This window comes from Ruminococcus sp. OA3 (genome assembly GCF_022440845.1).
Taxonomy (GTDB): domain Bacteria; phylum Bacillota; class Clostridia; order Lachnospirales; family Lachnospiraceae; genus Ruminococcus_G.
In genome coordinates, this window is the sequence record NZ_JAKNTO010000001.1 from 2241822 (window position 1) to 2265450 (window position 23629).

The window sequence follows — 23629 nt, forward strand, 5'->3', positions numbered from 1 at the left end:
GAGCGGTATGGATAAAGCATTTGAAGGAAAAAAACTATTAATTCTTGGAGGAAATCCGGAGACAACTCCCCTTGTGGAAATAGCGAATAGCATGGGAATTAAAACAATCGTATCTAGTGGAAGACATACCGATCCGGCAAAAAAAGCAGCATGGAAATCCTATGATGTGGATGGAATGGATGTTCCGGGACTGATTGCACTGGCAAGAGATGAACAGATAGATGGGGTGCTTGTAGGTGTTGCCGACGTGCTTGTCCCTTCTTATTGCAAAGTATGTAATGCGTTGGAACTTCCATGTTATGCAACACAGCAAATTGTGGATGTGTTTGCATTTAAAGATGTATTTAAAACAACCTGTGAAAGATATGGAGTGCATGGTATTCCGGAATATTATCTGGATCCAGAGATGAAAAGGGAGGATTTGGATAAAATCAGATATCCGGTCATGATAAAGCCGGTTGATAATGGTGGGGGTGTCGGGATGACAGTCGCATATAATGAAGCTGAACTTAAAGAGGGTGTAAAAAAGGCTCTGGATGCCTCTAACAAAAAGCGTTTTATTGTTGAAAAGTATATGCTTTGTGATGATATGGGAATGTATTATACGTTTAAGGATGGTTACTGCAGTGCTTCCTGTATTTATGACCGATATACGACAGATGAGCAGCCGGGATTGAGCCGTGTGTGCTTGGGAGGCACGTATCCTTCTAAACATCTTGATGAATACTTTTTACGTATGCATGAAAATGCAGTTCGGATGTTTAAAGAAATTGGAATTAAGAATGGCGTATTAATGCTTTCCGGATTTTATGAAAACGGAGAGTTTTACGTATATGATACAGGATTTCGTTTGCAGGGGGAAGCACCGCATCTTCTCATGAAAGCAATTCATGGATTTGACCAGAGAGAAATGTTGATTTGTTTTGCATTGACCGGATCAGAAGGCAATATTGATCTGGAAACAGATGATATGGCCAGGCTTCGTGGTAAATGGGCAAGTACGCTATGGTTTCTGCTAAAGCAGGGAAGGATAGCTAAGATTGAAGGTCTGGACAATATCAAGGGTGACGAGAGAGTTGTGGCAAATATTCAAAGACTTTACGCAGGAGATGTCGTTGTACCAGAATGGATTGGAAACGAGAAGCAGGTATTGACCAGGATGTATCTGGTATGCGATACGAAAGAAGAACTGGCAGAATGCTTAAAAGAGTATCAGGACAAAGTGAAAGTTTATGATGTCAACGGAAACAACATGGTCCTTAATGGTTTTGATGTAGATATTGCGTTGGAATTGAAGTAAGCATAATTCATAGGGAGAAATCATGGAATTGCATAGATTAAAAGACAAGGTTATTGTGATCTCAGGCGGAACAAAAGGTGTCGGAAAAACAATGGCGGAGGTTTGTGGAAGGGAAGGCGCAAAGGTTGTTATAGGCGGAAGAGACGAAAAAGCAGCAAAAGAAGCATTAAGAAATGTAAAAATTTTCGGTTCGGAAGGGATTTTTGTACATACAGATTTATTGAAGGTTGAAGATTGCATGAAGCTATTTGATAAAGCATATGAAACATATGGGAAAATTGATGGTTTTTTTAACTATGCAGGGGTAACTCCAGTTAGTCCTTTGGATTCCTGCAGTGAGGAAACATTTGACTGGATTATGGATGTGAATTTTAAATCATGTTTCTTCTGTTGTCAGCAGGCAATCAAATATATGAGAAAGACTGGCGGTGGTAGCATCGTTCTTACCGGTTCCGCGCATGCATGGGGAGGACAAAAAGACAGAGCGGCATATGCGTGCTCGAAGGGTGTGTTACGTACACTAATGGAGCACATTGCTCATAATTATGCGGTAGAGCAGATAAGGTGTAATTACCTGACGTTGGGATGGACGCCTACAGAAGGGGAGGTGGAGCTACGAAAAAGACTGGGTGAAAGTGAAGCAGAACTGCGAAAAAGAGCAGCTGCTATCCTCCCATTGGGACGTATGTGTGAAAGAAATGATTATGTAGAAGCCATTATTTATATGTTAAGTGATGCGAGTGCAATGATGACCGGAAGTACATTTAGGGTAACAGCGGGAGAGTATATCTAATGAACATAAGCAGAATGGTCAGATCAATACGTTTTTTTATGTTTTTTGATCAAATGAAAAGAGCTAATTATGCCAGAAAAAAGAAAATATTTCATCATGTGGGAAAAAATGTACGTTTGCCTGCAATGCTTGTACCGTTACATGCAGAATTGATTTCGTTTCATAATAATATTGAAGTTGCATCGGGTGTTAAATTCGTAGTGCATGATGCCATTCACGGGGTATTGAATTTTAAATATCATGGAATTAAGGAGAGTAAAGAGTACACGGAACAGTTTGGTTGTATTGAGATTATGGACAATGTGTTTATTGGCACAGGAACAATTATACTTGGAAATGTCAAAATAGGTTCAAATGTTGTGATAGGGGCTAATAGTCTGGTTACCAAGGACATTCCGGGAGGAACTGTTTTTGCAGGAAGTCCGGCAAAAATAATAGGAACTTTTGATGATTTAGTTGCAAAACGGAAAAGGGTCAGAAAATACACATCTTGTGAAAAGGCATGGGAAGAATTTCAGAAAAAGTATACGGACTAAATTTATTAATGAGGAGAATACGAAATGTCTGCGGTGGCTAATATAAATATTCCACACCCTTATAGTGAGATGGGGGATTATGAGGAAAAATTTAGGTTAAAAGAAACGCATGATGAAATGCTAGAATTATTGCTTATCTTTGATACATTTTGCAGAAAAAATAAAATTTATTATTCTCTTGCTGATGGGACTCTGTTAGGAGCTTTCAGACATGGGGATTTTATTCCTTGGGATGACGATGCAGATGTAATGGTAACTCGAGGGGAATATGATAAAATTCGTAAAGCGATACAACAAGATTCCTCAGTGCGCTTATTAAAGATTCATTTTTTAGATCGGATTACCGCACCAGGATTTGATATTAAAAAGGTGTACATTGATTTGTTCATCAATGAAGATATGCCTAAAAGTTCTATTGTATTTATGTGGAAAAAGTTTAAGACGCAATTTCTACGTATATACTTTAATAATAGTAATGTTAGAAATGTCAGGCATGATAAGTTCAACAGATTCTATAGAATATTACGACAAATTGCGGAATCGGTGTTAAGAGTGATTGCAATACTTGTGATTGGAAAGCGAGATGTTTTTGAATTAAATGATAAGACTGTAGCCATTAAGAGTCATCAATCATCAGGACTGTATACTAGATATACATCTAGGATGTATGAAACAAGTAGAAGATTTAATATTGAAAGTTATAACTCCGGATATGTAGATGTACTTTTTCGTGGTGAAAGGTTAATGGCAATTAAGAATGCCCATACATTTCTAAAAGAAATGTATGGAGACTACAATAAGTTATTGCCAGAGGGAAAAAGAAAGCCGGAGCATCCTGTTAATATGATGGATTCTCCAGATAGTTGTATAAAGTGGTACAACTAGAGAGACTAGACTATGAATTTATTAAAGATAAAAGATACATATCAGTATGCTATGCACGGAAATGGTGCATATAAAGGACTTCGACAGACGAATACAGAAGATGCATTGATCTATTGGTACCGAAAAGGTGTCCGGATTTTTGAGATTGATATGGCTAAGACGTCTGATAGTGAGTATGTAGCTGTGGCCCATCATCTTAACAAAAAAGATTTGCGAAGGTTGGAAATTTTTGATTTGCCAGAGAATTGTACTTCTAAATGGTTTATGGGACACAAGTTATTTTCAATATCTACAAAAGGATTAAAGCCATTATCTATGGGACTTATTATTGAGTTGTTAATTAAATATAACGATATGATTGTGATGCTGGATTTGTTTGGGCTCTTTACGAGTGAAGAGACAGCTATGTTTGTAGAAAATTTATCGCAATATATTGGCAATAATGTGGAAATCTGGGATAGACTTTTGATTGAATCGTATAACAAGGAAATGGTCATGGGCATTCAAAATGTGACGGCGAGGGCCAATATTATAGCATGTGTGCGATTTGAGAAGAATGAGGATGATAAGACTACAATAACACCTCAGGAGTTGTTGGAAAAAAATATTCGGTTTATTTCTTATCCTTGGTACTGTACATTAAAGCATCCCGGGGAGATAGAAAATTTTTCAAAAAATGGAATAACAGTTTTCTCAAGGACAAAAGATAACACGCTTGATATGAGACTGAAAAGAGCAGGTGTGAGTGTCAACATTATTGCTCAGAGGTATGATGGTGGCAGGATTATATACCAGTATCCACTTTATATGATGTCTTATCTTAAAAGAATATTTATAAAAGTGTATATCAAATTAAGGTATCGTTGATATTTAAATGTATAGAAGTGAGTAAGAGGAGTTTAAAATGATGGATTTTTGCTTTGTTGTGCCGGTATATAAGGTACCATATGATTTGCTTCAAAATTGTATAGACAGTATTATCGGACAGACGCATAAAAATATTGAGCTTATTCTTGTTGATGATGGTTCACCTGATGATTGTGGGAAACTGTGCGATGAAAATGCTCTAAAGGATGAACGGATAAAAGTGATCCACAAAAAGAACGGTGGTTTATCTGATGCTAGAAATGCGGGAACGAAAGCATGCCAGTCTAAATGGATTACTTATGTAGATGGCGATGATTGGGTAGATAAAAACTTCGCAGAATCTTTTTTGAGAAGAATTGAAAGCCAAAAAGAACTAGCGGATTTTTATATTTATAATGGATATAGAAATTATGCGCAGCAGCAGGTTGCCTGTACTCCCTATTATGAGGATGGAAAAAGATTCGTTTCCTATGCAGAACGTGAGGAATTGCAGAAAGAGTGCTGTCTTGTTCCAACTCGTAACAATGGTGATCAGCTTTTTATTGGCTCCGGATGGGCAAAGGTATTTGATATAGATTTTATACGTTTAAATGATCTTTATTTTACTATTGTTCCATATGGTGAAGATAGTATTTATTTTTTATACGCAGTAGAACAAGCCGACATAGTTGAATATGTTTCACGGCCAGTATATCATTACCGCGATACAGAAGGAGGTATGGTTAACGGGTTTAGAAAAAATGCTGACTATGAACAGGATATATATGTTAAAGAGATATTTCAGTTTGCTAAAAAACATCAAAAAAAGGAATCATTTATAGATACTCTGTATTTAAGGGTATTTATAGCAATGCAAAGATGTGTAAGTCAGAAATTCTTTAATGACAAGAATCCGGATGGGCTATTTAAACGGTGGAAAGATAATATAGATTTCTTTAAAAAATCACCATATAAAGACATATACAGGCATATTAAGTCTGGCGACTTAAACAGAAATAGTAAGATTAAATTTTGGCTGTTGAGATTTAAGCTTTATGGTCTTATGAACTTTTCAAGAAATATATATAACAGGAAGCATGGGAAAAAAATGTGTGAGAGGAAGTAAAATAATATGAAAAAGGTTATTACCGTAGGAGTGTTTGATTATTTTCACCTTGGCCATCTAAGAGTATTTGAGAATGCTAAAAAATTAGGTGATTATCTGATTGTTGCTGTTCAAGATGGCGATTGTATTTTGAAGACAAAACCTGATGCCAATGTTTTGTATACTACTGAGCAGAGAGTGCATATGGTAAGCGCTTTAAAAGTTGTAGATGAAGTAATAATTTATGAAGATGTTGATAAAACATTGCCAGATGTTGACTTTGATGTTTTTGCAATTGGCGAGGATCAAAATCATATAGGATTCCAGCGAGCAGTAAAGTGGTGTCAAAAAAATAGAAAGGGAGTTATTCGTCTGCCCAGGACACCAGGAATTTGCTCTTCACAAATTAAGAAACAGTTACAAAGTTTAAAATAATATTATTTATAGAGAATTAAGATGATATTGAGGAGATAATTTATATGCACAATAGGAATGTATTAGACGGGTATTTAGGAGTACAGGAATGAATCATTCATGGTTAACAATTAAAAGAAGAACGGCCAATGAAACATTGTTTCTGGTAAGTATTTATTTGATGATTATCATGACGGTATTCAATGGAAATATATATTTAGCCGGACTTTCCTTTGTTTGGTTTCCAAGTTTCCTTTTGCTTGGTGCAAGTTTTTTTATGAAAAAGCACTTTCAAGGGAAGTTAAATTTATTAGTGGTTTTTCTTGGGATTTCAGCGGCGTTATCCACATATCTTTCTAAAATTGAATTAAATCAATCAACATTTATAAATTTAGAGTTTTGTATACTTTCCTACGTGATTATCTCAAATGTTGTTTTGTCGGATGACACGTTTAATATGATTCTGAAGTTTTATGTGAATTTCGGTTTTTTATTATGTGTGGTGCTTATATTTAATTACATATTTTCTGTTGGAATACAGGTGTTTAATGCCAGTAATATAAGAGTTACTATTCAGTATTTTGGAATTGCAAAAGATGTAAATTATTTATCTGCATTTATACTCCCGACATTCGCTTATCATTTGTATGTAGGACTATTTGCAAGACGCAGAAGTTTATTAATGAAGGCAGCAATTATCTTTGTTGCTATGTTCATTGCTGGTTCACGGGCATGCTTCATGGCAATGATGCTTACCATGAGTATTATATTTATTAAAATGGTTTTTGATTCTGAGCATAAAATGAACAAACCATTAATTATAGCTGCTCTGATTATTGGTGGGATAGTTCTTTATGTAATAGTGTCAAAAAGTGCCATTTTTGCAAGAACTATGGATTTTGATAATTATACAAGTAACTCCAGGGTTACGATATGGACGTATGCAATGAATGGATTTTTTGCAAAACCGGTCATTGGAAGCGGGATTGAATCGGGGTCTTATTATTCTCTGTTGGATACTCAATGGAAAACACATAATTGTTTTATTGATATTTTAGTTGGACAGGGATTGATCGGAGCTTTTATTGTTCTGTGGATTTTTTGGGAACACAGAAAAGTGAATAGGGGGAATGGTGTGTTTATGGCCGGATTTATGATTTGCTTTTTTGTGCCACTATTTTTTGTTAATGGTTATGAGTGCGCCACATTTTGGATGCCGATGATAATATGTAGATATGTTTATAAAAAATGCAGAGAGACAAATGACATACTAACGTTGTTATATAAGCAAGATAACCGTGGGAGGAGAATGTATTATGAAGATAGGCATAGCAACAATTCATCATGCTAAATTCAGTTATGGGGCATGCCTTCAGGCAGTGGCGATGGTTAAGCTGTGTCAAAACTTCAGTGACAGAGTAGAAATAATAAATTATGAAAACATTTATGAGCAAACAGAACTGAAAACCAAAAATGTTTCCTTTATAAAAAAGATAAAGCAGTGCGCTAATTTCTATGCCAGAATGTATTTATATGATATGAGAAAAAATCCGTATCGAGATTCATCAAAATTAGATTCTTTATACGGATGCGTTACAAAAAAGTATCATTCTGTTTTTGAATTGAAGGACTTACAGTATGATGTTTTGGTATGCGGAAGCGATCAAATTTGGAATCCGGAAATTATGGGAGAAATAGATCCATTTTTCTTGCTGGATTTCGGTAAGGCGAAAAGAAGGATATCCTACGCAGCAAGTATGGGAAGCTATGAAATAAACGATAGAGAGAAGATTCTTTTATCTAGTTATTTAAAAAATTTTACTGCAATTAGTGTTAGAGAGGAACATGCTAAAAGACAATTGCAAAGTCTAACGGACAAAAAGATCCAAGTTGTCAGTGACCCGACACTGTTATTAAATCGGGGTGATTGGGAAGCGTGTTTTCCTGATGAGCTCAGTTATAAGAAAAAGGACAGTCAGAAATACATTTTATGTTTTTTTGTTTGGAGTGGTATTTCATTATATATGGAGGAGGTTAAAAAATATGCTAAAGAACTTAATTTGCCTATTTGGAATATTCAGTCTCATTCTAAGAGGACAAATGGTGTCGATCAAGTAATTCAAGCACCTACAGTTGGAGAATTCCTTAGCCTTTTGGATAATGCAGAACTTATTATTACAAACTCATTTCATGGAGTTGCCTTTTCTTTAAATTTAAATAAAAAATTTATCCCGATTCTTAATATGAAAAATCCAGAGAGAGTAAAGAATCTCCTAGATAATTTGGGGTTGGAACAACTTATAAATGTGGAGCCGAAAGAGGTAATGAATATGATAGATTACGATCAAGTTAATTTCAGAATGCAGCAGCTTAGAGATAAATCGTTTCAGTGGCTAAAAAATGCAATTATAGGATAATGGGCAATATACAAACGAATGTAGGAGTACTGCTATGCTTGATTTTGATAAAAATCTGTGTATGGGGTGTACGGCGTGTTATTCAACATGTTCACATGGAGCCGTAAAAATGAAACAATCTGAAAAAGGATTTTATATTTCTTTTATTGACACTGAGAAATGTACACAATGTGGATTGTGTGAAAAAATATGTCCAGTTTTAAATAAATCCACAATAGATAGAGATTTATCTGGGGTAAAATGCTATGCAACTTATACTTTAGATGAAGAGAGTAGGATGAAAAGCACCTCTGGAGGTGTTTTTTATGAACTGGCAAAGAGGATTATACATGATGGAGGTGCAGTTTGCGGGTGTATTTGGGATAAAGATTTTGTTGCAAAGCATGTTTGTACAGATGATTTAAATATTGTCGAAAAAATGCGTGGTTCGAAATATGTCCAAAGTGATCTTGGTAATTGCTTAAAAGAAGTCAAAAATATTTCAAAAACAAGAAAAGTATTGTTTTGTGGCCTGCCTTGTCAAGTTACAGCACTGAAAAATAGTATAAAAGATACAGATAATATTTTAAGCATTTCTCTAATATGCGGAGGATGTCCTTCGCCGGAGGTTTGGCGTTTATATAAAGAGGATTTGGAAAAAAGAGAACAAAGTAAAATTACTTATATTAATCACCGCAGCAAATCTAAAGGGTGGCTTGTAGCTAATATGCAGTTTGATTTCCAAAGTGGTAATAGTATACATGAAGTTATTATGCAGAATATTTATGGTGCAAATTACGTAAAGGGCTTGACAATTTGTGGGGCATGTTTTGAATGCTCTTTTAAGATTAATTCTTTAAATACCGATATCATTATAGGAGATCATTGGGGAATTAATAAAAAAATGATGAAGGGATGTAAAAATAAGGGAGCCTCAGTCGTTATTCCACTGACTTTGAATGGGAAAAAAATATTTTCAGATATCGAATCATTATTCAATTGGGAGATGGAAAATTTAGACAATGTTATAACAGTGAATCCACCTTTAGTTGAAAAACATAAGAGAAATAATAAAAGGGATTCTTTTTTTAATTCTTTGCACACTTTAAATATTTCAGAAAATTTGTCGGCAAATATGCCTGAAATTTCACATGGCAGAATCAAAAAAATACTTTACAAATTGGGAGTATATATACCTATTTACAATTTAATTTGGAAATTACGTCATAGATAAGTAATGGTAATTGCGTAAAATGTATTATTATTTCAAAATAACAGAAAGATTTTTTTATAATGAGTAGAGAAAAAGAACTTGTAAAAAACACAGGCATACTGGCAATAGGTAAATTAAGTGCTAAATTATTCACGTTTTTATTATTGCCTTTGTATACATCTGTTTTACTTCCCGAGGACTACGGAACGATAGATGTCTTGCAAACAGTAATTTCGTTATCGCTATATATTGTCACATTACAAGTTGATGCTGCAATATTTCGGTATTTAATTGAATATAGAAATGTTGAAAAAAAACAGATTGAATATTTGTCCTCTGGTATGTTAGTTTATTTGGCAGGATCTGTAGTTTTTACCATTGCTATTGTTATTTTAAATATATTTTGGCCAATACCACATGTGATATTGCTTATTGCAGCATATTGGGTGAATTCGTTCACCAATATTATGCTTAACGTACTTCGCGGATATGGTCATAATGGCATGTATTCGATAGTAAGCACGGCAATTACAGTGGTGGCATTGATTACGAATATTTTACTTATTTTAATATTTCATTTTGGTGGAGAAGCTATTCTTATTGCGCTGTTTGTTTCGAATCTTTTTGGTGGCATCAGTGTATTTTTATATGAGAAACTCTGGAAAAAAATACAGTTTAATTCCGTTGATATCAGCAATTTAAAGGAAATGCTCTCTTATTCAATTCCGCTTGTGCCTACCGCTGTTTCATGGTGGGTTGCTAATATGTCTGACAGGGTTTTGATACTAGTGTTTCTTGGTAGTACATTTAATGGTATTTATGCTGCTGCAAATAAGTTGCCTGCAATTTATACAACTATTTATACAATTTTCAACTTGGCTTGGACAGAAAATGTTACTATTTCAATGAAAGATAAAGATAGAGATGGCTATTTGAATAGAATGATGGGATCATCATACAGATTCTTTTCTTTTCTTGTATTGGGAATAATTTGTTGTTCATCATTACTGTTTGAAATTTTAATAGGTATAAATTATAGGGATGCCTATCCTCATATTTTTATCTTATTGCTTGCTGTATTTTTTAACTCAATGTGCTCAATGTATGGAGGAATATTTATTGGATTCAAGGATTCAAAAACAACGGGTATTACTACCATTTTGGGTGCAGTTGTAAACTTAATTGTAAATTTGTGTTTAATCAATGTTATTGGTTTATATGCGGCATCGGTTTCTACACTTGTATCATATTTAGTAATACTCTTCGCACGAATGAAAGTATCGGAACGAATGGTCAAAATAAGATTGCCATTAAGGTTCACACTTCAATTACTGGTTATGTTTACTATCGTTGGAGTGGTTTATTTTGTTAACAATCATATATTGATGTTGTTTGTGCTAATTTTGGTCTGTGTTTGGGGATATTTTAATAATAAAGAAATTGTTTGGAAAATTATCAAAACAATGAGAGCCAAAATAATGCGATAGTTAAACTGGGTCATCGGGAATGGTAATTGATAACTAAGTCATTATGTATATTACGGTGAAAATGGTTCCTTGTATATTTCAGATAAGCTGACCATCCTTCATGGCCAAACTGACCACCTTTGACGGAGATTTAGATCACTGATCTCGAAGAGGGATAGACGATGACCAAAGTCATTCTTATAATGATTATGGCACACTCTCGTGTGACTATCATTTAAGGAGGATGATGATCAAGGTAGATTATCGTGAAATCCTGAGGCTTCAGAGCATTGGACACAACATCTCACAGATCGCCGGATCGCTGCACAGCTCTCGCAACACCGTTAGGGAAGTGGAAAGGCTTGCAGATGAAAAAAGAATCCGATGGCCGCTCGGAGAGGAGATGACTAATCCACAGCTTTATATCTGCTTTATCCGGAACGGCAGAAAAAAGCAAACGTTTATCTGGAACCGGATTGTGCTTGGATTCACCGTGAACTGGCGAAAAGGGGGGAGTATTCCGTTTGAATAGTGCACTCTTTTCGGAAATTCGGAGCACCTAAATCCTAAGTTTCAGAGCAGGTATTTCTGCTTCAGAGAGCAATCCTTGAATATTACGGCGTCGCAGAATACTCACCAATATCATGAAAATGTAAATAAAACAAAAAAGTCATAGAAACCACGTCATTACGCCATTGGTTTCTATGACCTTTTTGTTTTTCTGTCAATACTCATCTCTATTTTCCGTCAATATCATTTTTTTCGCAGAATACCGAATTCTATGAAATCTAAATCATTATACCTCAGATGAAATAAGAATGCAACAGAAAGATTGCAAATGCTAAATGATCAAATCAATATAAAATTTCTGAATTTTCCCCAGTATTTTTGAAAAAATGTATAATAATAAGAATACTACAGTAATACAATCTACCATACTAACCAAAAGCGAAAGGGGCATACAACTAGTTATGACGACAGAAGAAATTTATTTTAATGATGTGGTTCATTATTGGCTTCAGAGTGTAAAGGACAGGAATGCATTGTCCACATATGTGAAGTACAGGCAGCTGAGTCAGAACCATATTTTCCCGTTTTTTTTAGGAATCGAAATTACACAGATAACACCCCGGATGTTGGAATGTTTTCGTCTTCATTTATTAAAAGACGGATGTACCCAAGGCCCGGCAGTTTCTCCGGGAAACCTCCGGTGCATCATCATGATCATGAATCATACGCTACAGCTGGCGCACAGTAAGAATCTGATTTCCGTGCCGCTCACGCTGTCTCTGAGACTGGGAAAAGCAAAGAATGTGGCCAGGGTATTTCTCCACGAGGAGCAGGTCAAACTGGAAAATTATATTAAGAAAAACATGAATTTATCAACGTTTGGCATCTATCTGTGCCTGTATACGGGGCTTCGGCTGGGAGAAGTATGTTCTTTGCGCTGGTGTGATATAGACCTGGAAGGCAGTTACATTCATATACAGCACACGGTTCAGCGGCTGCCGCTGGAAAACCTGAGATCTGAAAAAAAGACAAACCTGATTATCTCAGAACCGAAGAGTGCGTTTTCCATAAGGATGATTCCCATACCGGAGTTTTTGTACGGATCTATACAGACGCTGGCGAGAAATTATACGGACCCCGATTACGTCCTCACCGGCAGCCAGTCTCCCATGGAACCCCGCACGATGCAGTACCGCTATAAAAAATGTCTGCAGGAGGCGGATATAAGGTACCTGAATTTCCATACGCTGCGCCATACGTTTGCCACACGGTGCATCATGGCGGGGATGGATCCCAAAACATTGAGTGAGATTCTGGGGCATTCCGATATTAAAATAACGCTGGAATACTATTTTCATTCCTCGCTGGAATTTAAGAAAAAACAGATGAACCTTCTGACTGCACTTTCATAGAATTCGGTATTCTGCGAAAAGGGAGGTGTTGTTCATGTGGTATGCGCTCAGGTGTTCTTCTGGTGAAGCGGTTGATATTTTGCAGCTCAGTCGAAGGTTTATAACAAAAGGGAAAATACAGGACATATTTACCTTCACATTTGATCGCATGAAACGCTATCAGGGACAGTGGCATATAGAAAATGCTCTCATGTTTCCCAATTACATATTTCTGGAATCAAAAGATGAAGACATCAACTCTGATGAATTAAAGCAGTGCTGGGATTTCGTGAAAGCGGAGGATGTTCCAAATACACTGTTTAAGGTGCTGCCGGAGGAAGAGAGATTTTTGCGTTCGCTGTGTGACTCTTCCCATCACCTTAAGTTATCCAGAGGATATATTTGTGATGGGATAACACATATCGACGAGGGACCGCTTCGGGGACTAGAGTGTTATATCAGAAAAATTGACCGCCATAAACGGATGGCGCGGCTGGAAGTTCCGTTGCATTATGTAAATAATACGATGTGGGCGGGTTTGGAAATTTTCTACAAGAGCTAAAAATGTGACAGACAGGCAGCAAGAGGACAGGAGAATGGAAAGTACGGCGATGAAAAATAAGTTTGTAAAGCGTGATATTCCGTTTAGTCCCCCGGATATTACGGAGGATGAGATAAATGAGGTGGTGGACACGCTTCGTTCAGGGTGGATAACCACAGGACCTAAGACGAAAGAATTAGAAAGACTGACGGCGAAACGGTGTGGGACCTCGAGGGCAGTCTGTCTGAACTCCAATACGGCCTGCTCTGAGATGACTCTTCGTATCCTGGGCATTGGCCCGGGAGACGAAGTGATCGTCCCGGCTTATACGTACACGGCTACTGCATCTGTGGTGGACCATGTGGGCGCCAGGATCGTGATGGTCGACTGCGAACCCGGAAAATTCACGATGGATTATGAAAAGCTGGAGGATTCTATTACAGAAAACACAAAAGTCATCGTTCCCGTGGATCTTTTTGGTATTCCCTGTGAGTATGACAGGATTTGCGAGATTGTGGAGCGGAAGAAACATTTATTTCAGCCGTCCGATAACAGGATCCAACAGGCGATGGGCCGCATCATTGTTATGGCGGATGCGGCCCATTCTTTTGGCGCGGCATACAAAGGAATGCCTGTGGGAAGCCTTGCAGACTTCACCTGCTTTTCGTTCCATGCCGTAAAAAATCTGACGACTTCGGAAGGCGGCGCAGTTGTGTGGAGAGACATTCCGGGAATTGATCATGAGGAGCTCTATCACACCTATATGCTGATGAGCCTTCACGGCCAAAGCAGGGACGCGCTGGCAAAGACGAAACCGGGCGCCTGGGAATACGACATCGCAGGACTCTGGTTTAAGTGTAATATGACGGATGTTCATGCCGGAATCGGTCTCGGTCAGATGAAGCGTTATGACAGCATGCTGAACCGAAGGAAGAATATGATTGGGAGACTGGATAGAGCGTTTTGTGGTAGCGGGACAGAACCTGTGAAGCACTATACAGAAGAATGGCAGTCATCCGGGCATCTTTATATCCTGCGTCTCTTTAAGGGGCAGGCTGCCATAGAACCGGAAATCCGCAATGATTTTATTGTCAGGATGGCGCAGCTGGGTGTGGCGACAAATGTTCATTACAAGCCGCTGCCGATGCATACGGGATATCAGGCGCTTGGATTCGATATCAGGGATTACCCCAATGCGTATGAGCAGTTCAGGAATGAGATTACGCTGCCGATGCATACGAGCCTGAGTGATGAGGATATAGACTATCTGGTATGGGCAGTGAAGAGAGTTTCCGCGGAGTTACTGTAGAAGCTGCACATATGTTTTGCACAGAAGAAATGAGAGAAATGGAATGAAGTATTTTGAGATAAATGTAAAAAAATATGTTCCCTGCAGATCATTTGACGTTTTCAGGCCGGCGTCTTTGTATTTTCCGAAAGACAATGCGGTTATGTTCATAACGAGAGAATACATGGGATTAGTAAACGCGCTGGAAACCTGCACAAACTGCCTGGTTTTCTGGCCGGAAGAAGTTGAAGTCCCACCGGAGATCAATGAGAGACATGCCGTCGCAGCGAGTGCAGATCCCAGAACCGAATACTGCAGGTTTTACAGAGACAATGAGATTACATATTATCCGGAAGTCGAAGAATACAATCTGGTGAATGGGGCCTGTATTTCTCCAAAAGCTGTGATTGGATCAGAGTGCAGGATTTTTCCGGGTGCTTATATCGGGGGTGAGGTCAGACTGGGGGATCACGTGTATGTGGGCAGTGGAGCCAGGCTGGTCGGCAGGATAAAGGTCGGAAATCATGTTGTCATTCGCGAAAATGCCGTTATCGGCGCAGACGGATTATCGACGAACCGGGACGAAGAGGGACGTGCAGTCACGATGCCTCAGTTTGGCGGTGTGGTTATCGAGGATGACGTGCAGATTGGCGCCCTGACAGTGGTTGCAAGAGGTGCAATCGATGATACGGTACTGAAGAGAGGCAGCAAAATAGATAACAGTTGCTTCATTTCCCATAACGTGATTCTGGGTGAAGATACATTTGTTGTGGGGGAAAGTATCGTGTTCGGAAGCGCCACGACAGGGAAACAGGCATATATTTCCGGCAATTGCTGCGTGCGTGACGGTATAAGGATAGGAGAAAAAGCGCTGGTTGGCATGGGCGCCGTCGTTGTAAAACCAGTCCCGGATGGTGCCGTTGTAAAAGGCAATCCGGCGAGATGAGCTGACTGGAGGATACTGTTATGAAAAAGGTTTTAGTAGTTGCTGCTCATCCGGACGATGAGCTGCTTGGAGTGGGTGGAACTGTCGCAAGGCACGTCAGTCAGGGTGATGAAGTCATGTCTGTCATCATGTGCGAGGGCGAGTCCCTGCGCTACAAAAAAGATATGGGACAGAAGACGGCGATCAGCCAGGCGGGAAAGATCCTCGGCGTCAAAGAGATACGACAGATAGGTTTTCCCGACCAGCGGTTAGATACCGTTACACTGACCGAGATCATTACTCCGCTGGAAAAGATCTCCGATAAGTTCAAGCCGAATATTGTGTACTGCCAGTATGGCGGAGACATTAATATGGATCATCAGCTGCTTTTTCAGGCGGCAAATGTGGCCTTTCGGCCTCTGGACGGCTGGATCGAGGACGTATATGCTTTTTATACGGCGAGCAGCACAGAGTGGGGATTTCCCAGGACCTTTACGCCGGACACCTGGATTGACATCACGGATACACTGGAAAAAAAGATTGCGGCATTCCTGAGTTATCACAGCGAGGTGAGAGAATATCCGCATCCCAGGTCTGCAAAAGCGTTGGAGCATGCGGCACACTTCTGGGGGAACCAGTGCTCCATGGAAGCGGCTGAGGCGTTTATGACGGTGAGAAGTGTTAAGAGGTGAAGCTGTTATGAAAAAAGTTATGATACTCGGAGCTTCTGCGGGTCAGATGCCGATGATCAGAAAAGTGAAGGAGCTGGGATATGAACTGGCGGTCGTAGATTACAATGACAGGGCCGTCGGTATTCCTTATGCAGATAAATTCTACCACGCAAGTACGATTGATACGGATGCGGTCGTGAGGGCGGCAAAAGATTATAAACCGGACGGTATTACCACGGTTCAGACGGATATGCCGATGCGAGCTGTGGCAGAAGCCTGCAGAGAACTCCATATCCCCGGAATATCCCCGGAGGCAGCTTTGAACGCAACGGATAAGGAAAAAATGATGGAGGCGTTCAAAAGGGCCGGCGTGAGCAGTCCGTGGTTCTACGCGTTTGCCCCCGATGATACGGATGCATTCATATTGGGAAAGATACAGTATCCATGTGTTGTGAAACCGGCAGATAATTCCGGAAGCAGAGGGGTATCGCTTGCAGAGAACGGCCAAGATGCTCTGGGGGCAATTGCGTATGCACGCAGTCATTCCCGGAACGGAAGGATCATAGTCGAAGAATATATGACAGGGCCTGAAGTGAGCGTCGAGGTGATGATGCTTTCGGGAGAGGCAAATGTGCTGGCTGTGACGGATAAGCTGACAACAGGTGCGCCGCATTTTATAGAGATGGGGCACAGTGAACAGTCACGGCTCGGCGCTGAGATCACTGAGAAAATAAAAAGACTGGCAAAACAGGCAATGCTTGCCGTTGGGGCAGCTGAAGGCCCGGGACATGTCGAGATCATCGTGACATCGAAGGGAGCAAAGGTGGTGGAGCTGGGAGCACGGCTCGGCGGGGATTTTATTACCACAGACCTGGTTCCGCTGGCTACGGGAGTTGATTTTCTGAAAGCGGTGATTCAGGTGGCCTGCGGAGAGAGACCCGATATGACGCCTAAATTCCACAGGGGAAGTGCGATTCGGTTCATTCCTGCCGGGGAGGGAATCATCAGGGGTATCGAGGGCATGGACGAAGCCGCGAAGATTCCCGGCATCATGAAGGTTGAATGTCTGCGGACTATTGGTGACAGAATCCCTCCGCTGACCAGCAGTCTGGACAGGGCGGGCTACGTGATCGCTCAGGCGGACAACCCGGAACAGGCAGAGACACTGTGCGATCAGGCGGTTAAAAAAATCAAGTTTATTGTGGGGGAGGAACTCTGACGTGTACCAACGTTATTTGAAGCGGTTGTTTGACATCATTATTGGTATTGCTGCATTTCCGTTTGTATGTGTAATTACGATAATTGTGGCGCCATTCATATACCTGGAAGACCGAGGATGTGTTTTTTACAGAGCAAAAAGAAGAGGGCTTAACGGAAGAGTTTTCGTAATGTATAAATACAGATCCATGAAAATGAACGCCCCTGACATACGAAACAAAGACAATTCCACTTACAATTCGCCAAAGGACCCGAGAATAACAAAAGTAGGAAGCGTTCTGCGCAAGACATCCATCGATGAGATACCTCAGTTTTTAAATGTCTTAAAAGGCAATATGAGCGTTGTCGGGCCTCGCCCGGTGACCACGGACAGACCGCTTTCGGATTATGATGAAAAGAGACGGGTGAGACTTACCGTCAGACCGGGGATAACGGGGTATACACAGGCATATTTTCGAAATTCTGTTTCTCAGGAAGAGAAATTACAAAAAGATGCCGATTATGCCAGGCGGGTCACGTTTATTGGTGATGTGAAAATACTAATCAAAACAGTTGAGACAGTTTTACTGAGAAAAAATATTTATATGAACGTTGACGATCCAAAGCAATGGAGAACTTAAGGAGAAAGAGTATGAATGTAGCAGGTAAGAGGCTGCTGATCCTGGGTGCAGGCCGTGGACAGGTGGGACTTTATAAGGCGGCAAGGGAGATGGGAATTACAGCCATAGCAGGGACAATGCCAGGTGACAATCTTCCGGGTATTTTTCGGGCCGACGAAATCAAATATATGAATATCGCTGAACCGGATGAGGTTGTGGAAAAAGCCAGGGAGCTTGAGTTAGACGGTGTTGCAACCTGTTGTCTGGATACCGGTATTTCTGCTCTGGGAAAAACCTGTGACACATTAAATCTGACGGGCATTGGGGAAAATGCTGCGATCATGTGCAATGACAAATCTAAGATGAAGAAGGCTTTTATGGAAAACGGAGTCAGCACGGCACAGTATTTTGAAATTTCCAGTGATCAGGAACTGGAAGATGCTCTGAAAAAAATTCATCTTCCTGTTATTATCAAGGCGACAGATCTTCAGGGGAGCAACGGCATCTATATTTCCAAAACAAGGGAAGCGGCTTTAGAGGGATTTCATTCCGCGATGAAATTGACGAAACGTTCATACTGTATCGTTGAAGAATTCATTGAAGGCTGGGAGTTTGGTGCACAGGCGTTTGTTTACCAGGGGGAGGTACTGTTTGTAATGCCCCACGGAGATGAGACATTCATGAGCCATACAGCTGTTCCGGTTGGACATTATGTTCCACTTGAATGCGACGAGAATGTTTACAGGCAGACAGAGGATGTGGTCAGGAAGGCGATCAGGGCAATTGGTCTGAACAACTGTGCGGTCAATGTGGATCTGATATTGAAGGACAACAAAGTATATATGATCGAGCTTACAGGACGGGTGGGTGCGAACTGTCTGCCGGAGCTTGTTGAGATCAATTACGGTGTTGAATACTATAAGATGATTGCTGCTATGGCCGTTGGGGCTGATCCATTAGAATACTGGGAAATGAGAAACCCTGTGAGAACCGCAGGGCTTGCAAAAATGCTGTTTTCCACTGAAAAGAAGGGGACTTTAAAGGACATCTGTTATACAGGCCAGATGAGTGATGACATTGTAGAGATAACTTTCTTCAGGAAGCCGGGGGATGATATCCGGGTGTTTGAAAATTCCAATGATTGTGTAGGACAGATTATTGTGAAAGGCAAAACGATGAATGACTGTAAAAGAAAATCAAATGAGATTATTGAAAAAATAAGGATAGATGTCTGAATTTAGAGTTCAGTCTCAGAAGGAGAAATAATTGAAAACGTTATGCCTGTTTACGAATGCCTTTCCATATGGAAACTGGGAACCTTATCTGGAAACAGAAATAAAATTTTATAATGAGTTTGATAAAGTATGGATTTTTGCATTGCAGATTCGCGAAGAACATAAAAATGTCAGGAGATCTGTGGGAAAAAACGTGAGTGTTATTCCGGTATGGTATGCCTCCAGGCTCACATATCTGATAAATGCGCTGCGAGCGGTATTTGACGCTGACTTTTATAAAGAATTCCTGCGTCTTGTTAAACGCAGGCGTTTTTGTATCAGGAATTTAATCAATCTGTTTGTTTTCTTTAGCCGGGCGTATTATGAAGCAGGTATTATTGAAAAGAAAATGAAAAATCAAAAACTGGTTGGAGAGGTTGTTTTTTATTCCTACAGGTTTGAATATCAGCCGTACGTAGCAATGATTCTGAGAAAAAAGTGGAACTTGAACTGCAGGATTGTCGCCAGGGCACACAGATATGATCTATATGAAGAAGAACACCGCGGTGCATATATCCCAATGCGACAAGAAATCCTTGATGAGATAGATTTTGTATACCCCTGTTCTGATGATGGAACTGATTATATTCTAAATGGTTATCCCGAATATAAAAACAAGGTGGCTACAAAATTTCTGGGTACATTGGACCGCGGTATAAAGGAATATGAGTGGAAAGATTTTCCATATGAGATTGTAACCTGCTCCAATGTGGTAAAGGTAAAACGTCTGGATAAGTTAATCCGCGCCATGTCTTTGATCAGAGATGTGGAAATTAAATGGACTCATTATGGAGATGGACTGCTAATGGAGGATATCAAAGCGCTTGCAGAAAAAATGCTTGGCGCTAACGTTACATATGAATTTAAGGGAAATGTCGATAATACGGCACTGCTTGAAGATTATATGACAGAAAATTATTATTTGTTCTTAAACGTCAGTTCATCAGAGGGTATTCCCGTATCAATCATGGAATCATCTTCAGTGGGCATACCGTGTATTGCCACTGATGTCGGCGGGACCAGAGAAATAATTACTGATGGTGTCAATGGTATTCTTTTAAGTGCGGATGTTTCGGACCAGGAACTGGCGGATCGGATTACGAGGTTTTGCAGGCTGGACAGGTATCAGTATCTGCGATTCCGCAAAGAGGCAAGAAGATTGTGGGATGATAAGTATAATGCAGAGAAGAATTATCTGAGGTTTACCAACGAATTATTCTGGCAGGGGAGTAACAAACAGATCGATAGTAAGAGGTGAAAGGTTTGCGTGTGAATATCAAATCGTTATATGGACTATTGGCAATAGCTGTGATGTTGATTGCCGGTTTGCTGACAAATGTCGAAGGCTGGTTTTTGCTTGTTTTGTCTGCCTGGCTGTTTTTACTGTTCTATGCATATCATCATATCAAAGACCGGAGTATGCTGTTTGTTTTCTTAATTGCTTTTTTTGTTTTTCTGTTGGGAAGGGATTTTCTGCAGCAATTCATAGATTATAAAACAGAAAGTTTTCCAGAGGATGTGCAGGCACATGCTTACATTTCCTATTTTGTAACGTTACTGACTCTTGGTTTAGGTTATCATATATTCACCAAATATGGAAAAAAACGCAGAAAGCGAAACGTAGATTATGTGAATAATACTGAGAAGGTTGCGTTAATAAAAAAAATAAGTCTGTATGTTTATTATTTTTCGTGGGTGTTTGCAGTCGTATCTGAGATTGCAGTTGGAAGTTTTGTAGCTGCAAGAGGGGTTACGGATTATTATACGGATTTTTCCGAGTATCTGACCGGAAACACCATATTATATGTTATCAGTAAAATTGAATTGATTATGCCCGTTGCGTGGAATATCTATCTTGCAACACGGCCAAATAAAAAGCAGATAAAGTGTCCGCTCATCTTCTATGTAGTTTATCTCGTGATATCCCTGGGCAGCGGACAGCGCTCTACAGCGATGCTGGGAATTCTGTTTTTGTTTGTGTATTTTGTATATCGCCAGGGGCTTAATCCAGATGAGTCCTGGATCACAAAAAAAATGGTGATAACCGGAGTCATAGCTGTTCCACTATTAGCGGTATTTGCATCGGGCTATAGCATCTGGCGTGAAGGAGGGGAGATATCCGGAATCAGATTTATGGATGGATTTATCAACTTCTTTTACGATCAGGGTGTTACCGGCAATGTCATGAAGAGAGCTTACATGTACAGTGATAAAATTCCGTCAGATCAGACATATATTTTGGAGTTCCTGCACAGCGGAATTTTTGCGCGGCTGTTTGGTATCAAAGTGTATCACGGAAATACGGTTGAACATGCATTATACGGAGGAAGCTTTACGCATGCGCTGGGTTATACCGTGATGGGAGATGCGTATTTATCAGGCAGGGGGACGGGCAGCTGTTATATTGCTGAGTTATATCAGGATTTTGGTTATACAGGTATTATACTGGGAAATGTTCTCTATTCTCTTTTGATTGCAAGGATTGCAAACAGAAATAAGGATGAGAGGGTGTTATCGACCGCTATTCGTTTCATAATCATCACTCAATTACTGTGGGCTATACGAGGCAGTTACACTGGATTTATCACACAGCTTTTTGCACCCACAACTTTAGTTACTATTATTTTTGTGTTTGTTTCAGCACAGCTTCTGTTAAATAAAAAACTAAAAGGTTTGACACCTGGGGCGTGAGGTATCATGAATGACAAAAGATAATACGATTCAAAAGTCAATGGGTTGGTCTCTTTCTTCAGAGGTGGCTGTTAAATTTGTTGTTCCGGTAACAAACATGATTCTGGCTCGGGTGCTCACTCCGGATGCATTCGGTGTGGTAGCAGTCTGCAATATGCTGGTTAGCTTTGTCGACTTAATTACAGATGCCGGTTTTGGCAAGTACCTTGTACAGCATGATTTTGAAAGTGAAGAAGAAAAAGGTCAGTATGCAGACGTATCATTTTGGACCAATCTTGGCATCTCTGTACTGATGACAGTGCTGATTATTCTGTTCCGGTTCCCGATCGCTTCATTTTTGGGACATAGAGATTACGGCAACGTTATAGCAATAGCCAGTGTACAATTGATAATTACATCGGTCTCCAGCATTCAAACGGCGATTTTCAGGAGAGAATTTGAGTTTAAAAAGTTATTTGTCGCCAGGATTTCAGTTGCGGCAGCCCCTTTAATGATTACAGTGCCACTGGCACTCATATTGCGCTCGTTTTGGGCACTGATCATCGGAAATATTTCTGGTGCATTGGTGAATGCGATGGTGCTGACAGCGTTTTCTAAATGGAGGCCAGGTTTTTTTTACAAGGTAACGATTCTAAAAAGAATGTTTAATTATAGTTTCTGGTCCTTATGTGAAGCGCTTGCAAACTGGACGATTTTCTGGGTGGATACGTTCATTGTCGGGAGTGTGTTTTCAGAATACCAGCTAGGGCTCTATAAAAATTCCACCAACATGGTTCAGTCTATTATGGGAATGATATCTGCATCCATGAGCCCTGTTCTGCTGTCCACATTGTCGCGTCTGAAAAATTCAAAAGAAAAATACAGTGATGCGTTTCTCAATATTTACAATCTGATACTCTATCTTATATTGCCTATGGGAGCAGGCCTTTTCCTATATAGAGATACTGCAACACTTCTCTTGTTCGGCAGTCAATGGTCGGAAGCAGCCAATATAGTGGGAGCATGGGGATTAATGATGCTGTGCAGCGTAACGTTTTACAGTTTTCCGGCTGAACTGTATAAATCCAAAGGAATACCCCAGGTATTATTTTTGTTTCAAATGCTTTACCTGGTCATACTGATTCCAGTCTGTATCGTGAGTGCAGGGTATGGCTTTTGGATCATGGTCTATGCAAGGTGCCTGTGTGTTCTGTGGCAGGTGTTTATAAGCGTAATCTTCATGAAAAAGTATATAGGGATGGCACTCAATAAATTTTTCGTAACATTTATTACGCCATGTCTGGCAACGGGCTGTATGGTCATAGGTTCAGTTTTCATGAAGACATTTTTGAGGGGAACACCGGGCGATATAATTGCGATCTTCATTTGCACGATAATTTACACTGCGTTTCTCGCAATTTTTGCAAGGCGGCAGATAACCAGGAGTATCAGCGGTATGAGAGATAACAATTTGAAATAAATGAATGTCAGTTTAAGTATTCATCACGGTCAACAAATCATTTTCTTCACAAAATTCAGCTCTGCAATCCCGATGAGATTCCATTTGAGGTTATGAATGCCGGATTGA

General features: G+C 39.8%; 23 protein-coding genes. All 23 read left to right on the plus strand.

Features of this window, described 5'->3' with window-relative positions:
* Positions 1–7: 7 nt before the first annotated feature.
* The 23 genes from MCG98_RS10160 (at position 8) to MCG98_RS10270 (ending at position 23521) form a co-directional block, all read left to right on the plus strand.
* The gene (locus MCG98_RS10160) at positions 8–1300 is read left to right on the plus strand and encodes a hypothetical protein (RefSeq protein WP_240301874.1); all 1293 of its coding nucleotides are present in this window, start codon (positions 8–10) and stop codon (positions 1298–1300) included.
* 22 nt (positions 1301–1322) lie between these two features.
* Positions 1323–2093: an SDR family oxidoreductase gene (locus MCG98_RS10165; protein WP_044983617.1), complete on the plus strand. Its 771-nt coding sequence runs from the start codon at positions 1323–1325 to the stop codon at positions 2091–2093.
* Positions 2093–2629: an acyltransferase gene (locus MCG98_RS10170; RefSeq protein WP_240301875.1), complete on the plus strand. Its 537-nt coding sequence runs from the start codon at positions 2093–2095 to the stop codon at positions 2627–2629. Before MCG98_RS10165 ends, MCG98_RS10170 begins: the two co-directional genes overlap by 1 nt.
* A gap of 24 nt (positions 2630–2653) precedes the next feature.
* A complete protein-coding gene (locus MCG98_RS10175) occupies positions 2654–3514 on the plus strand; it encodes a LicD family protein (protein ID WP_240301876.1) in 861 nt (286 codons plus the stop codon).
* Between the two features lie 12 nt (positions 3515–3526).
* A complete protein-coding gene (locus tag MCG98_RS10180) occupies positions 3527–4381 on the plus strand; it encodes a hypothetical protein (protein WP_240301877.1) in 855 nt (284 codons plus the stop codon).
* A 37-nt stretch (positions 4382–4418) separates the two neighbouring features.
* Complete coding sequence (locus MCG98_RS10185) at positions 4419–5486, plus strand: glycosyltransferase family 2 protein (protein WP_240301878.1); 1068 nt, start codon at positions 4419–4421, stop codon at positions 5484–5486.
* 6 nt (positions 5487–5492) lie between these two features.
* Positions 5493–5900: an adenylyltransferase/cytidyltransferase family protein gene (locus MCG98_RS10190; RefSeq protein WP_240301879.1), complete on the plus strand. Its 408-nt coding sequence runs from the start codon at positions 5493–5495 to the stop codon at positions 5898–5900.
* Positions 5901–5988: 88 nt separating this feature from the next.
* Positions 5989–7230 carry an O-antigen ligase family protein gene (locus tag MCG98_RS10195; RefSeq protein WP_240301880.1) on the plus strand — a complete coding sequence of 414 codons (1242 nt, stop codon included), beginning with the start codon at positions 5989–5991 and terminating at the stop codon, positions 7228–7230.
* Positions 7196–8296, plus strand: a complete 1101-nt coding sequence (locus MCG98_RS10200) for a polysaccharide pyruvyl transferase family protein (RefSeq protein WP_240301881.1) — start codon at positions 7196–7198, stop codon at positions 8294–8296. Before MCG98_RS10195 ends, MCG98_RS10200 begins: the two co-directional genes overlap by 35 nt.
* A gap of 34 nt (positions 8297–8330) precedes the next feature.
* Positions 8331–9509 (plus strand): Coenzyme F420 hydrogenase/dehydrogenase, beta subunit C-terminal domain, encoded by a 1179-nt coding sequence (locus MCG98_RS10205; protein ID WP_275891322.1) that lies wholly within the window; start codon positions 8331–8333, stop codon positions 9507–9509.
* 59 nt (positions 9510–9568) lie between these two features.
* The gene (locus MCG98_RS10210) at positions 9569–10975 is read left to right on the plus strand and encodes an oligosaccharide flippase family protein (RefSeq protein WP_240301882.1); all 1407 of its coding nucleotides are present in this window, start codon (positions 9569–9571) and stop codon (positions 10973–10975) included.
* A gap of 223 nt (positions 10976–11198) precedes the next feature.
* Positions 11199–11486, plus strand: a complete 288-nt coding sequence (locus tag MCG98_RS10215) for a hypothetical protein (protein ID WP_240301883.1) — start codon at positions 11199–11201, stop codon at positions 11484–11486.
* 439 nt (positions 11487–11925) lie between these two features.
* On the plus strand, positions 11926–12876 hold the full coding sequence (locus tag MCG98_RS10220; protein WP_240301884.1) for a site-specific integrase: 951 nt from the start codon (positions 11926–11928) through the stop codon (positions 12874–12876).
* A gap of 34 nt (positions 12877–12910) precedes the next feature.
* The gene (locus tag MCG98_RS10225; RefSeq protein ID WP_240301885.1) at positions 12911–13417 is read left to right on the plus strand and encodes a hypothetical protein; all 507 of its coding nucleotides are present in this window, start codon (positions 12911–12913) and stop codon (positions 13415–13417) included.
* Positions 13418–13451: 34 nt separating this feature from the next.
* Entirely contained in the window at positions 13452–14705 is a 1254-nt protein-coding gene (locus MCG98_RS10230; RefSeq protein ID WP_240301886.1) for a DegT/DnrJ/EryC1/StrS family aminotransferase, read from the plus strand.
* A gap of 163 nt (positions 14706–14868) precedes the next feature.
* On the plus strand, positions 14869–15630 hold the full coding sequence (locus MCG98_RS10235) for a UDP-3-O-(3-hydroxymyristoyl)glucosamine N-acyltransferase (RefSeq protein ID WP_240301887.1): 762 nt from the start codon (positions 14869–14871) through the stop codon (positions 15628–15630).
* 20 nt (positions 15631–15650) lie between these two features.
* A complete protein-coding gene (locus MCG98_RS10240; protein ID WP_240301888.1) occupies positions 15651–16301 on the plus strand; it encodes a PIG-L deacetylase family protein in 651 nt (216 codons plus the stop codon).
* Positions 16302–16308: 7 nt separating this feature from the next.
* On the plus strand, positions 16309–17499 hold the full coding sequence (locus tag MCG98_RS10245; RefSeq protein WP_240301889.1) for an ATP-grasp domain-containing protein: 1191 nt from the start codon (positions 16309–16311) through the stop codon (positions 17497–17499).
* A gap of 1 nt (position 17500) precedes the next feature.
* Entirely contained in the window at positions 17501–18118 is a 618-nt protein-coding gene (locus tag MCG98_RS10250) for a sugar transferase (protein WP_240301890.1), read from the plus strand.
* Positions 18119–18129: 11 nt separating this feature from the next.
* The gene (locus MCG98_RS10255) at positions 18130–19332 is read left to right on the plus strand and encodes an ATP-grasp domain-containing protein (RefSeq protein WP_240301891.1); all 1203 of its coding nucleotides are present in this window, start codon (positions 18130–18132) and stop codon (positions 19330–19332) included.
* Positions 19333–19363: 31 nt separating this feature from the next.
* Positions 19364–20629 (plus strand): glycosyltransferase, encoded by a 1266-nt coding sequence (locus MCG98_RS10260; RefSeq protein WP_240301892.1) that lies wholly within the window; start codon positions 19364–19366, stop codon positions 20627–20629.
* 11 nt (positions 20630–20640) lie between these two features.
* On the plus strand, positions 20641–22062 hold the full coding sequence (locus MCG98_RS10265; RefSeq protein ID WP_240303413.1) for an O-antigen polysaccharide polymerase Wzy family protein: 1422 nt from the start codon (positions 20641–20643) through the stop codon (positions 22060–22062).
* A gap of 10 nt (positions 22063–22072) precedes the next feature.
* A complete protein-coding gene (locus MCG98_RS10270; RefSeq protein ID WP_240301893.1) occupies positions 22073–23521 on the plus strand; it encodes a lipopolysaccharide biosynthesis protein in 1449 nt (482 codons plus the stop codon).
* Positions 23522–23629: the final 108 nt, after the last annotated feature.